We start from the raw sequence: 13,662 nt of genomic DNA on the forward strand, positions 1-13,662 counted from the left end.
AATTCGGCAAATATTTTCCTGATTTCCGAGAATTAGAACAATGTCAGCTGAGTGCCTACATAAAGTTCCACGTCGTCCTGGTCAGGATCTGCTTTATGGATGTAACGAACACCCCAGCTCAGTGGCAGGACGCGGAAGAATTTCGATTGCAAGATCAACTCTGCACCTGAGCTCTTCAGGTTGTACTCGATACCTTCGGCTGTGTATTTTGTGTTATCCAGGAATAAATTTGCGTAAATGCGGTTTACGTAAATCCACAGGCCCGCATTCCAATCCGGATAAGCGATCGGAAACATGTAATTGAAACTTGCCTTCGCAAATTTATCAGATGTTTTGTAATCGAAACCACGAGAGTAAACGTAGCCCACGGGATTGATAACCGGAGGCGCGAACAAATAATGGCCCGTGCCTTCTTCGCCTTGTTGGCCGCTGAAGGCTAAAAGGATGCTGTTATTTCGGAAAATCCCCGGAGTGGTAACTGCCAAGTTTCCGTAAGTACGATAAGACCCTGGTACAGACTCTTCGTTCATTGTCGAAGCATCTTCGTATTCAGCAAGCAAAGTAATGCTCCACGGAGAAAGAATCGCACGTGTCTGAGCTTCTTTTGCGTAAGAGAATTGGAAGTTCACAGTTTGATCAACATATTGCGAAGACCCGGTGCCCGCAACGCCGACATCATCAACACGGTAGCTTTCCGTGCGCAGGATTTTTGCGGAGTAGCCCAAGCCCATAAATCCAGAATACATGTGATGTTTGAATTGATATGGAAGCAACATGCCCACGCCGTAAGAACCCTCACGCCATGTTAGGTCTTGTTCGGGGTCCGAGTTCATCACATTCGTCTTACGATTGCGAATATCACCCAAAAGACTTAATACGGGCCAGTAGCGTTTGAAATCCACTTTCAAGGACGTGTACGGAACGTTTTCTTCGCCATCGCTACCCAAAGAAACAGTGGCTCCGAAATCTCTTAGGTAGTTGTCAGTCATAACTGTCAGGCCGAATCCACGAGAAGCAAAGAAGCTCCAGCTGTGCGGAGTAAAGGCACGGGCGTCAAAGCCGCTGTAATCTTCCTCATGATACTTAGAAGCGTTTTTAGTATCGTAGTTCAATTGATCTGCGATTTTAACTTCAGGAAACTTGTTGTAGGCATCACTTGGGTTATCGCCAAGATATTTGGAATCAATCAGTTCTGTTTTAGCAATCGGCTTACAATCGTTCAAAGAACCTTTTTGAATACGGTTTCCGTAGGGGAACTGCTCTGAATAGTAAAATTCAGAACCCGCAAATGTCGGGGAGTAAGAAGCAATCTTGCTTTGTGTACACTGCGAGAAAGCCTGTGAAGTTGAATTAAACTTTAGAATTTCGATGGCGCCTTTGTATTGGGCCTCGAATAACACATCGCCATTGCCGTTGCTGTGCAAAGAGAACATGTTGTTGCGAGAACCTGGCAAAATCGTTGTGAACTTGTCAGAGCCAAAGCTTGCTTGAATCATCGAGCGGTAGCCGGCTTTATCCAAAGCAAAGACTATGACTTTGTCTTTATCCAAGGCAACGGCTTCAACCAGATTCAAATTCGCAAGTTTCAACGAACGAAGTCGTTTTCCAGAAAGATCAAACTCAACGATCTGCCAAGTTTGGTCTTGTAGGTACTCAGTCGCTAAAACAGTTTTGCCATCATGACCGAAGTGCGGGTTGTAAACGCGCAAATCTGAAGTCATGTATTTATGAGAGCCAGATTTTAGATCCACCAACACCAGATCTGAATAGCCCTGAAAGCCATAACGTGGATGTGGCAAGAACTCGCTGTAGACGGCGTGGTCTGCAGAATAGTCCAGACGACCCAAGTCATCCATGTAAGGAATCTCGACAACTTTTTCAGTTTCATTAGCAGTCTTTTTGTAAAGTGCCGGAAGCTTGTTTAAGTCATACTGAACAAAGTAAATCGCTCCATCCTGGAATTTAGGATCTGTCGCAACGGAGAACTCAGTTTTCTCAAGTCCCGGGAAAGAATCCTTAGCCCATTGTTTGCGAAGCTCGTCAAAGGATTCGTAATAAAATTTTCTGAATGAAGTCCCGGAAATATCTTTGAAGGCATTTTCAAATCTCCAAGGATGAGGACCACGACTGTTTTTTTCGTTAATTTTTTCCCAGAAATCATCGCCGTACTTTTGATAAGCACGAGAAATCAGAATGTATCCATAGACGTATTGGTTAACCAGGCTGTCTTGGTAGGTACCACTGATGAATTGATCGTAAGTCGGTGTCGCACGGCCCAAAAGAAGTGCTTTGAGGCGGGCTAAGAAACGCGGCGAGCGACCACGGCCTGCATCCGTGAATTTCGTTTCCGCATAAACGGCGTCGCCTTCCTTCATCCAGGATTTGTTAACTAAAGAGTCAGCAAGGGCGATACCCAAGTCACCAAACACCCAGTTGAAATAATCAACTGTGTTGTGGCTAAAAGCATCGAACTGTTGAACGTGGCGGTATTCATGGATGGAAAGTGTTTGATACCATTCTGTCGAACCCACGATCGGGGAGAATGTCGTTGAGCCGTACCACTCCGTGCGGCGAGGCATCAGAGTTACGAAGCCGTTGGGCTCTGCCATCTGGTCACGAATGATCAATGTGACTTTTTTTGGAGTTTTAATTCCGAAGGAAAGACCCACGACTTGAGAATAATGCTCAATCAGGTTGGCGACGTAAATCGCACGGCTTTTGAAAGTTTCTGGATAGATCACTTTCACAAAATCATTTTCAATTGTCTTCCACTGAGTGGAGGACGGACTTTGATCAATGATAGAGACTTGGGCATTTGCTGTCAGGGAGCTCAGCAAGAACGCAAAAACAACGAAGAAGAACCGCATTATGACCTCTGGATTGGGTTTATAAATTACGGTGTTAACTATATTTCGTTGAGTGTAAACAGCAATGAAAAATCCGGAAGCCGCAAAGTGTAATTGCGATTATGGAAGCAGCGGTGTGACGAGAATGCGACGTTTATACGAGTCTTGCATCACCAGGCCCAGCGGTGTGATCTTTAGAACAAAAGCTTTACCTCTGCTGCCTGGTAAAGTACCCGGTAGATTCAACCCAGAGACAGAAATCGTTTGGAAGCCTACGCCAGGGCGGAAGCTAAAGACTTCGGTGATTCCGGTTGCGATGTTATTGGCCACCATATAGAAATCGTCGTTGTCGTTATTGTAAACGGCATCAATCCAGATTCTTCCGGTGGGATAGTTTGTTTGAGCAGTCAGGTCCATCACGTCAACGATCGTAGCTGGGCTGCCCGGAACAATTTTACGAATTTTATCGGCGTCGAATACCAAAAGATTGCCATCTTTATCTGGCTGCATTCCATAGATACGTTTCAAGGGAACTGTCGTCGCATTCGTTGCACTTGAAACGGTTGAGGTCCCGATCGTGCCATTGCCAGCAGCAACAGTTCCTGAACCGCCACCATTGGCTTTGAATATTTTCAAATTCGCCGACAAATTTGTATCGGAATACGCAGTGAAGTAAAAACTATTGTCTGGAAGGTATGTTCCTGTCCAGCCCCAGTCATACATCGTCCCTGTATAGATAGTGCTTGAAGTACCATAGTTGGCATTTCCGGTCACACTCCAGGCACTCATATCGTGAGTCGCCCAAGTGTATCTGCTGCTGCCATCTAAGCCATTGTACGCCAGGCTGCGGTCTGGAGCGACGTGGATCGTACCAAAGGTATTCAAGGTCCCGTTCAGAGAAGAACTGTAGGCAGTATCAACACGCGTGACGGCGACATCGGTGCCACCAGATGGTACACTCAGTTTTATGCGTCGTAGATGGCGAATACCGCGAGTATAAAGGTATCCCACTTTGGTGCCGCTGTCGTACTCATAGCCAAGTCCCGCAATAGATGTAAATGCCACCTGTGATGGGTCTGTACCGTTTCCGAATGTTAGGAAAGAGTTACCTCCGATTTTTGTCGAAGACAGGGTTGTATTGAATTTTACTTCAAAAAGTTCATTCGTTTCTCTAGACACAACGTAAACAGCCTTGTCTGAAGAGCCGACGGAAACCTGGATCGTATCAATAGTGTCGGTCGCAAGTGTTGTCTTTACCCCCGCAGTAGTGGCAGTCGAGGTGTTCATGTACGTCACATCACGACCACTACGTGCATTTTGCATACAGAATATTTTTGAAGTGTCGCTGCCCATGAATACACCGCGAGAACAATAGCTCGCATCGCCATCCGAAGCGGATCCCGTCACAGCGGAAATATTATAACGTTGAGTCGCAGAGTCTTGGGTTAAAGTAAGTTTGCTTGCCTGATTGGCAGCGGTTCTCCACCACACAAAGATTTTACTTCTGTCAGGCATAACCGTGATATACGCACCACGCGAAGTGGGGGACGTTACAAACTTACATGGTAAAGAAAGATCGTCTGTGAATACGGATGCGCTGACTGTCGGAGTATAGTCCGTACACATGGCAGTATTGCCGATGATCAGTTTTGGCGTACTTGAAGTATTGTTCAAATCAAGTTCATAGAAACCGTTTGCAGAGATATTGTCTGAATAAAGAGACGGGAAGTAATAGTAACCAGATTTCAAATACTGGTCGAAACTTGGACCTGAATTTGCCAAGCGATCATCACCGGTCAACAGTGGCACTGTTCTGTTCCAGATGATGCTCTTGTCGGAAATTTTAATCCGGGTGATGGTATGACAAGGCGTTGACACGATGGTCATCGTATCACCAGTAATGTCGATGATTCTTGGCGTGGTAAATTTCGCCACAGAATTTGTCGGGCAGCCTTCAACGAACATATCGCCGAGCCATTCCGTGATCAAACCCGTTTGACGGTCAATTTTCGTGATGGCATGGCGCAGACGAGAGCCGGAGTATAGGTTGTTTTGCGCATCTCCAAAGACACCACTGGAATTTGAAATATCCGCGGCACTGATATGCACTCCAGTTTCCAAATTCCCCGGGTCACCCACCAGAATTTGCCACGCTGAGTTTTGAATTGCAGAAAGGGACGTCGTGATCACACCGCCCGCCGTTTTACATGCCACCAGAACACGAATCGGAGTGGATGCAGAAATTGTAGCACCCGCCGGTGTTGTTGCCGGAATCGTCCAATTATATGTTCCTGAGGCTGGCAGATTCGAAGTCGTATCATCAACGATGGTAAAATAACTTAAACCGTCATCGATGGTGTATTGGATACTGGAGATCGGTTTTGTCGCTAGACCGATATCGGCACTGTTACTTGTACATTGCCAGGTGATTGGCATTACGTTACCAGGCAAATAAGTGCCGGAGCCCGAAGGTGACGTAACTTTGATGCTTGGTGGGTTGCCAGTATCCAGTTTTAAAGTCACGGACTTAGTCAGGGACATGATCCCCGCATTGTTTTTAATTTGCGCATAAACCGTGTGCGTGCCTGGTGTGTTTGCCATCGAGAAACTGAATATATCACTCGAAAACGGCATCCAACCGACATCATTGTCCGTATTCACATCAAAGTCAGTTTCAGAAATACGCATATAAGAAGTCGCTGAAGTCGAAGGCGTGACAGCCAATTGCGCATTTACTGAGGCCAGCCCGACAACCGCGGCACCATCTGCAATTGTCAGTGTGTTGATCACCGGGCGTTCTGATTCCACAATAAGGTCTTTAATATAGACCGTTTGGTTTGCGGCCGCATCCGTTACAGTGACTTTCAGTTTTACTGTTTTCAAAGTAGCAGCAGTATTCCAAGTCGCATTGTAAGTTTGGTTTGTAGCGCTTCCTGCTGGTAAGGCCTGCGTTGAAATTACGGAATAGTTCGCACCCGCGTTCTCGCTATATTCAAGAACGGTATTTTGCGAGGTAGACGTATGAATATCAGTCACGCGCCATGTAACTGTGGCAGCGACACTTGTTTTTTGGTCCGTCGTCGGAGCCACCCAAGTAATAACCGGGGGAGTCGTGTCTAGTACGATAGATTTACTATCAGATGTTGCAGAGATATTTCCCGCGACATCTTTTGCCCAAATATAAAGAGTGTGCGCGCCTTCACCCACAACCGTATAGTTATGAACGACCGGAGTCGCTGCACAGGCAGCCCAAGCAGGATTGCTCGCAGATGGAGCCCCAGCAGTTTCAGTTATTAGCAATGTCGCGGTATCGGTACAGTCTGCAACCGTCAACGCAACAACAGGATTATTAGTTAAGGTGGCAGTCGTTAAAGTGGCTACCGGGGCATTGGGTGGGGTGTTGTCAAATACGAAAGCCGCTGGAGTTGTCGTTGTTGAATTTCCCGCAGCATCTTCACCATAAAGGCGCAGATATCCGGAAGCCGCTGGAGTATAGCCCGTGTAAGGCGAGGTCGCGGCCGTCAAAGTCGCAACATCTGAATACGTTGTGTTATCTAGTGAGTACTGCAGTTTCAAAACGGCGACACTGGAAGTTACATCTGATGCAGTAAAAGCCAGACTCATAGCAGAGGAGGCTTGAGTTGCCGTCGGAACGGTCAAAGATAAAACCGGAGGAGTCGTATCATATGTGACGCTAATCGAAGTCGCAGTTGTTGAAATATTTCCGGCGGCATCCTTTGCCCACAGGTAAACGGTTTTAATTCCATCGCCCATGGATAAAGTGTAGCTTTCAGGTTGAGCCGCGGCCGTGGTGCAGCTGCGTGTAAAATCAGAAAGTGCAACTCCGCTTGAAGTTGCACTTTCAGAAAGTGCAAAAGTTGAAAAGGTGTCGCAGTTGGCGAGAAGGGCCCCGGTTGCAATACTCATGGTGGCGGCTGTCGAGTTGGTGACGGCCGCAGAAGTTAAACTTAAAGTTGGCGCAATCGCCGGGAACGTATTTAAAATATTCACTGAATATTCTTGATCGAACACAGCATAGTTCGAGTCAATCAAACCACCACCGTCATCCGTACCGATTTTCAAACGAAGGATATTCATCCCTTGTGAATTTTTTGTCGGAGTAAAAGCGTATGTCGCAGAATTGCCATCAGAGTTTCCATTAAGGATCCATTCATAAGCTGCAGAGTAACTGCCGTACCAGTGAGCTGCTGTTACGGTATGACTTGCAGAACTCATCTCGTTGTAAGCCGTTGGTGCTGTCAGGGTGTCGATGTAAGGTGGCACCATGGATACTAAATCGGTGATCGCGTTTAAACCGAAAGTCGAGACAACCTGAGCACTTTGTGTAGCACCACTGCCCGCAGTCAAACTGTCGTAAACTTCACTCATGGATTCAGAAGTCGCAACGTTCGGAGTGTTGGCGATTGAGGATATCACAGTTTCAAGTTCAGCACTGCTAAGATCCTGAAGTTTTTTAACGCCGCTCACTTGGACATACGGGATTAAGCCGACCAAACTTGTCGTGTAATTGACGATTTGATTTTCCATACCTGTCACGGGACGGCTTAATTTTTTTCCACACGCATCGACTTTAACAAAATATTTAGCAGTGGGAGCAATCGTAAACAGGTTTGTAAATTGGAAACCGTAATCGGAATCTAGATCTACGGATGCCAGTGGCGTTTCATCGACAGAGCCATCGCTGTTAAGCTGATGAAGGTAGGCCTTCTTGTCACCCGCTGCGCATGCGGCAGACGAAGTGATTCCTGTCATTTGCACTTTGCCAGTCAAGGTGTTGCCGTGTTCAGACCAGATGTTTAAGTCCAGACTGCAGGCGGAAAGAAACAATAGGGCGCAAATTCCCAGAAATTTAGCTATCTGAGACAGTCCAGTTTTGAGACTAAATTCGCGGGTTCCCCATACGTGCATATGTAATTAATCGGTAAATAGGAAGGATCGCTGAACATATACCGAGGAGAAATCGTCAATAAATTTTGATCAGTGACTCCAGTTCATATTTTGGAATGTGTTTTGTGAGACGAATTCTGCTTAGGAGTTTGAACTACTCGCATTTTTCAATCACAAAAAACACCACTGATTTTAAACACCAGTCCTATTACTCACGGAAAATTCCCTTATAGTCACACTCAAGAGTAAAAGGAGGTGCCATATGGCTACCAATAAAAACAGTCGTAAAAGTTCAAGTACGAAAGCAAGTTCGCAGGGCCGTTCAAGCTCTGGTAAATCATCATCAAGCTCTTCGCGCGGCAGCAGCTCGGGCGGCAGTTCGCGTTCATCCAGAAATCAATCGTCAATGATGGAAGATGATGAATAGTTTTTTTAAAAATAGAAAGGAGCCGTCGTAACCTGGGCTCCTTCTTTTTTGACCTCCAAAACAGGAGTTCACGATGCAAACAAGAAATGTGATTTTAACAGCGGTCGGTGCCGTGGCCTTGGGATACCTGATTAATAAATTGATTCAAACCCAGCGGGACGTTTCGGTTGTCAGGAGAAAGACTTCTCGCGAGGAAGATGTCGACATGACTATCGACGATTCATTCCCCGCAAGTGATCCGCCTTCCTGGAGCTCTGGAAACATTCATTAGTGCTCGTGAGTGGCACTCCAGTATCCTCCGGCCTTAATCCATTCTTCGCGGGCTCCGCGAATCGTGATCAACAGATCTTTGATCTGCATGGCACAGGCTTTCTCTAAAGCTATCCAAGCAAAATAGTCGCCCTCGAAGATAGGCAGACTTGCGATTTTTAATTTCAATTCCTCAACCTGTCCTGCAGGTCGACCGTTGCGGTAAAGCCAGTGAATTTCGGCTTTTCCATTGTGAGGTAGGTCGATTTTTTGCGATGGATCTTCTGTTTCAATCACCACCACGGCAAACGAATCTTGCGGAAGTTCCTGCAAGCGCCGTGCAAAGGACGGAAGGGCCGACTCGTCACCAATCATCAGATACCAATCGAAATTATAGGGCACCACTCGTGAACCGCGCGGGCCGCCAATCGTCAGTGTCTGACCGACAGAAACATTCTGTGCCCACTGAGAACCAGGGCCATCGCCATGCAGAACGAACTCGATGTCCAGTTCACGTGCGGCAGTGTCGATGCGCTTAGGTGTATAGTCGCGCATAATGGGTTTACGGCCATCAGCTGAGGGCTCTAAGCCATTAGGCCCCATCACTGGTAAGACCGGCTCTGATTCCCCAGGATAGGGGAAGAAGGCTTTAATATGGTCGTCAGGTGAAAGCGAAATGAAATCGTGCAAGTCTTCGCCGGTAAAAGTAATTCGTTTGATTCGCGAAGTAACCAGCTCCACTCTTTTGACTGTGAGTGTTCTTCTTTTTACTGCGTGCATAACAGTTTTTATATCTCTGTTTTTTTGTTCCATAGGTATCTCCGTCCTCAATTTAAGGAAGAGAATCCTGTTTCACAAGTCTGACGTGAAAAAGTCAGTCAACAGAAACCGAATTGAAAAATATTGGCGGGGCTAATTTTTTTTCCGCGAGCAAAGATATTCCGCATTTGGTTCATCTTTGCGGCAAGTATTCTCAACTTCATCCCAACAACCACGTCTTTCCTGACAACGGTCTCTGGAAATGAAATCCTTCATAAAGAAGATAAAGCCAACAGCGCACAACAATATTATGACGACTATGATGTCGTTAGATCGTCTCTTTTTGATACATCACTCCTGGAAAAAACGTACAGTTAGAGCTATGCTCCTGTCTTATCGGCTAGGTGTTAGAAAAGTTTATGTTCCCTATCGAGATAATAACAATATTTTGTTCCCGTCTTTGTGAGAACTCTTTATAGCAGGAGTATTTGTTAAGAAGTTGACAAACTTTTCCCCCTCGATAGGCTTTATGTTCGAGGAGAAAAATATGAATCTACTCAAGACTTGGGTTGTAGTCATTCTGTTCGCAAAATCTGCCATGGCTGAATCAACCAAATGCTTTGAAAAAATCAACCAACAAGAGCGCAGAGACATGATCGCCGCCTTTATGGATAAGAAATACAAGGACTTTGATGTAAAGTTCAATCAACTGTGCTTGAAGTATAAATCAGAGCTTCTGTGCGATGTTAAAACCGTGAAGTCCTCTGAAGCCGCGGAAAAGATGTCAGCTGTCTCTCGACAAAGTAACTGTGCTGAAGTGATGAGAGTGGAGGAAGGCAAGACAGTTAAGATCTATGCCTTTGACGATAAATCCGCTTCAAAAAAATAGTTACACCAGACTGTTTTGATCTTCGGCTTTGCCTGTAAGTTTTGAAAGAGTCTGCAAGATACCACCCACATTGTGCGATGCCTGTGATATTCTTTCCGACATTTCAGAGACCACCTGGGCGACCTTGGCATTTTCTTGAGAGGTCTGATCAATCTTTCCAAAGGCCAGGCTAATCTGCTGAATCGATGAAGACTGCTGATGTGACGACTGGGAAATCTCGGCATTGATGCTGGAAACCTTTTTAACGGACTCAAGCACTTCTGACATGAACTGCTCACTTTCCTTCGCAATTCGGGCACCTTCAATAATCTGCAGACGATTGCTTTCAATCATCTGCGAGATATCTTTAGCAGATCCCGCACTTCGTTGGGAAAGACTGCGCACGGCTTCAGCGACAACAGCAAAGCCTTTACCCAACTCTCCGGCCCGGGCAGCTTCAACCGAGGCATTTAATGCCAGCAAGTTTGTTTGAAAGGCGATATCGTCAATTGCCTGAATGATATCAACCATCTTTGTGGCCGAGGACTCAAGGCTTTGCATGGACTGAATCAATTGCTGAGTAGCTTCAGTACTTTTTAAGGATGCCTGTAGCGTTTTACCTGAAACCTCAGCAGCGGAAATTGCCGAGTTCGAAGTGATCTTAAAGGCATTCGTGATATCTTCCAGCGAGGCTGCGGTTTCCTCCAGGGAGGCCGCAGATTGTGTTGCGCCAGAAGCAAGCATTGTCGAGGTTTCAGTTAAAGCGCGACTGGATTCATCCAGTTCGCCGCCAGTTTGCTGGACACCTCGAGCGATCTCTCCAATTCTTTGATTGAGCTTGTGAATGATCACTGCACCGAACAGCACACATAGAAGTGCGCCGACAATCGCCGTCGTCAAATTAATAGTGCGCAGACTTGCGCCCGAATTATGCACGGCACTGGCATCTTTTTCAATCAGTTCGCCAAGTTTTTCCATTTCTTCTTCCAGGACTTTAAACGACTTTTCAAAATCCGGAAGTTTCAGGATCGCCACATCAAAACCTTGGTTGGCAGCAAGGCCGACGAGAGTTTCAGATTGTACAATATAGGAATTCATCGCTGGCAGGACGCTGGAGAGGGCAGCTTTGGTTTCTGCCTGTAACTCGAGAGAGTTGAGTTTCTCAATATAGGTTTTGAAATTCCCGGCCATCTCTTTAACTTCGGTCTGCGCTTCGTCCATTCCCTGTTTGTCATTGATCTTGGCAGAGAGCAATGCACCTCTTGCGACCGCACGAAGTCCATCATGCATCATATCTGCTAAGGTCATATAGCGAACGGCGGGGAGTTGAGTTTGCGCGACATTGTCGAAGTTGCGCATCAAAGTGGAGGAGTTTACAAATGACAGAATTCCGACGGACATCAATATTACCGTAAATCCCAAAACCAAAAGCCACATCTGCTTTTTCAGTGTCATTAAACCTCCAGGAAGTTCAATTATGCTGAAGTTCGGGGAGGAACTAAAGTTTGTAATACATTACAAGTGACTGGCCCTGACAAAAATCAGAGCCAGCTGTAATAATCTATACTTTAGCGTTGTGGAATCATATTGCCGATAATGTCCGAAAACGGCCACTCATTCTTAGTTAACTGTGCTATGGTTGTCTGTATGAAACAGGATGATATCTATTACCAAGCAATGCTGGCGCACGACCCACGGTTTGATGGGAAGTTTTTTGTGGGAGTAAAAACCACAGGGATTTACTGTCGTCCCATTTGCCCGGCAAAGCCTAAGCGGGAGAATACGGAGTTCTTTGCAAATTCACATCTCGCCGAAGCTGCGGGGTATCGTCCCTGTTTGCGCTGTCGCCCGGAAAGTGCTCCGCATTCACCAGCCTGGATCGGGAAATCTGCCACTGTGCAAAGAGCACTGAAGGTTTTGAACTCTTCAGAAGTTCTTGATTTCAACGAAGACGCCTTTGCCGATAAGTTCGGGGTCTCCGCTCGTCACTTACGCCGTCTCTTTGTTGATGAGATTGGCAAGACGCCGAAGCAGCTTGCTTTTGAAAATCGCCTCAATCTTTCCCGCAAGTTGATCGTTGAAACCAGCTTGCCCATTACTGAAGTCGCGTTTGCTGCGGGCTTTAGTTCAGTTCGCCGCTTTAATGACGCCTTTAAAGAACGCTTTAAAAAAGCTCCGCGAGAAATTCGCCGCAATCGTACTTCCGAAAAAAACGGTCTGCAGATTTCTTTGCCATATCGTCCACCCTTTGATTATGAAGGATTGTTAAATACCTATCGCAATCATCGTATCGGGAATTTGGAATGGTTTGATGGCGACAAGATGACTCGCGTGGTTTCATTCGGAAAGCAAGTCGGTCAGATCAGTATTTCTAATAGTCCTGAAAAATCATCTCTATTGGTCGAGATTGATTTTCCCGACACCAGCGCGATTCACACTATTCTGCATCGTGTTCGCAGCATGTTTGATCTAGATTCCGATCCCGTGATGATTGCCAATGTTCTTGAGCGGGATGGCAAAATAAAAAAGATGCTAAATAGCTATCCGGGAATTCGAATGTTCTCGGGTTGGGATCCCTTTGAGATTTCAATCGGTGCAATATTAGGCCAGTTGGTCAGTGTCGATTTCGGTCGTGCCTTGGTGCATGACCTGATAGAGATTGCCGGCAGTGATTCGGGTCTTCAGCGCGAAGGCAAAACAATTAAGCTTTTCCCCACACCCGCTCAAATATTAAAGGCCGATCTGTCAGGTCTTAAAACCACAGGGATTCGCAAACAGACACTCAAAGAATTTTCCAAAGCTGTTATAGAGGGGCGACTATCCCTGGACTCTACCCAGGAAGTTGGGCAATTCCAAAAATCAGTCCTGGCAATTCGCGGCATTGGGCCCTGGACGGCACACTATATTGCTCTTAAAGCGTTGCGCAGTACGGACACCTTTCCGGCAAGTGATCTGATTTTAAGCCGGGCTTTGCAACATCACCCTCAAGAAGTTCTTTCGCAAATGAGTCCTTGGCGCGGTTATGTCGCGGCACTTTTTTGGAGGACATACTCAGAAAATCTCAGTAAGAAAAAGAAAAGGAAGTCCCCATGACACTGATTCAAAAAAAACTTGAAACCAAGATCGGTCCCATGTTTTTGGTCGTATCAGAGAATGGCCTGAGGGGGTTGCTATGGAAAAAGCAAAACGTGCCCATGGTTCCGGGAACAGCAAAAATGGAAGCCTTGCTTTTAAGGGTCGAGCAAGAAATTATCGAGTATCTTTCAGGCAGTCGAAAGACATTTTCGATTCCTTTGGATGTGGAGGGTACTGAATTTCAAAAACGAGTTTGGAATGAGCTCGCAAAGATCCCTTACGGCCAGACCAAATCCTATAAACAGATTGCCACAGCCCTTAAAGATGCCAATGCCTGTCGCGCGGTTGGAACAGCGAATGGCAGAAATCCAGTCAGTATCATTGTTCCTTGTCACCGGGTGATCGCGGCTAGCGGAAAACTTGCCGGGTATGCAGGTGGGATAGAGGTTAAGAAAGCTCTGCTGGAAATCGAAGGGCTTAGTCTAAGGGACTAACATTTGCCTTAGTTTACACCTTTAAAAAACAGATTT

The 13,662-nt window shown here is 46.2% G+C and carries 9 protein-coding genes; 5 read left to right on the forward strand and 4 right to left on the reverse strand.

The genetic code is table 11. The annotated features are described in order from the left end of the window. Window positions 1-32: 32 nt before the first annotated feature. Together HW988_RS04865 and HW988_RS04870 are read right to left on the reverse strand one after the other, a co-directional pair. The gene (locus HW988_RS04865) at window positions 33-2,867 is read right to left on the reverse strand and encodes a hypothetical protein (RefSeq protein WP_181606454.1); all 2,835 of its coding nucleotides are present in this window, start codon (window positions 2,865-2,867) and stop codon (window positions 33-35) included. Between the two features lie 99 nt (window positions 2,868-2,966). Continuing rightward, window positions 2,967-7,619, reverse strand: coding sequence for a hypothetical protein (locus tag HW988_RS04870; RefSeq protein ID WP_220128797.1), 4,653 nt, complete (start codon window positions 7,617-7,619; stop codon window positions 2,967-2,969). A gap of 397 nt (window positions 7,620-8,016) precedes the next feature. On the opposite strand from HW988_RS04870, the gene HW988_RS04875 reads away from it, so the two are divergent. Further along, window positions 8,017-8,181 (forward strand): hypothetical protein, encoded by a 165-nt coding sequence (locus tag HW988_RS04875; protein WP_168196553.1) that lies wholly within the window; start codon window positions 8,017-8,019, stop codon window positions 8,179-8,181. A 73-nt stretch (window positions 8,182-8,254) separates the two neighbouring features. Beyond that, complete coding sequence (locus HW988_RS04880; protein ID WP_181606456.1) at window positions 8,255-8,452, forward strand: hypothetical protein; 198 nt, start codon at window positions 8,255-8,257, stop codon at window positions 8,450-8,452. Here the strand turns inward: HW988_RS04880 and HW988_RS04885 are convergent. Further along, window positions 8,449-9,243 (reverse strand): siderophore-interacting protein, encoded by a 795-nt coding sequence (locus HW988_RS04885; RefSeq protein ID WP_181606457.1) that lies wholly within the window; start codon window positions 9,241-9,243, stop codon window positions 8,449-8,451. The two genes, HW988_RS04880 and HW988_RS04885, sit on opposite strands and share 4 nt — an antisense overlap. Window positions 9,244-9,736: 493 nt before the next feature. On the opposite strand from HW988_RS04885, the gene HW988_RS04890 reads away from it, so the two are divergent. After that, window positions 9,737-10,078, forward strand: coding sequence for a hypothetical protein (locus HW988_RS04890; RefSeq protein WP_181606458.1), 342 nt, complete (start codon window positions 9,737-9,739; stop codon window positions 10,076-10,078). On the opposite strand, the gene HW988_RS04895 is transcribed toward HW988_RS04890, so the two are convergent. Continuing rightward, window positions 10,079-11,512: a methyl-accepting chemotaxis protein gene (locus HW988_RS04895; RefSeq protein WP_181606459.1), complete on the reverse strand. Its 1,434-nt coding sequence runs from the start codon at window positions 11,510-11,512 to the stop codon at window positions 10,079-10,081. A gap of 192 nt (window positions 11,513-11,704) precedes the next feature. Between HW988_RS04895 and HW988_RS04900 the strand changes: the two genes are divergently transcribed. Both HW988_RS04900 and HW988_RS19190 read left to right on the forward strand, forming a co-directional pair. After that, window positions 11,705-13,150, forward strand: a complete 1,446-nt coding sequence (locus HW988_RS04900) for a DNA-3-methyladenine glycosylase 2 family protein (protein ID WP_181606460.1) — start codon at window positions 11,705-11,707, stop codon at window positions 13,148-13,150. After that, window positions 13,147-13,626: a methylated-DNA--[protein]-cysteine S-methyltransferase gene (locus HW988_RS19190; RefSeq protein WP_181606461.1), complete on the forward strand. Its 480-nt coding sequence runs from the start codon at window positions 13,147-13,149 to the stop codon at window positions 13,624-13,626. Before HW988_RS04900 ends, HW988_RS19190 begins: the two co-directional genes overlap by 4 nt. The last annotated feature ends 36 nt before the right edge of the window (window positions 13,627-13,662 follow it).

It is taken from the genome of Bdellovibrio sp. KM01 (assembly GCF_013752535.1).
In the GTDB taxonomy this organism is placed as follows: Bacteria; Bdellovibrionota; Bdellovibrionia; order Bdellovibrionales; family Bdellovibrionaceae; genus Bdellovibrio.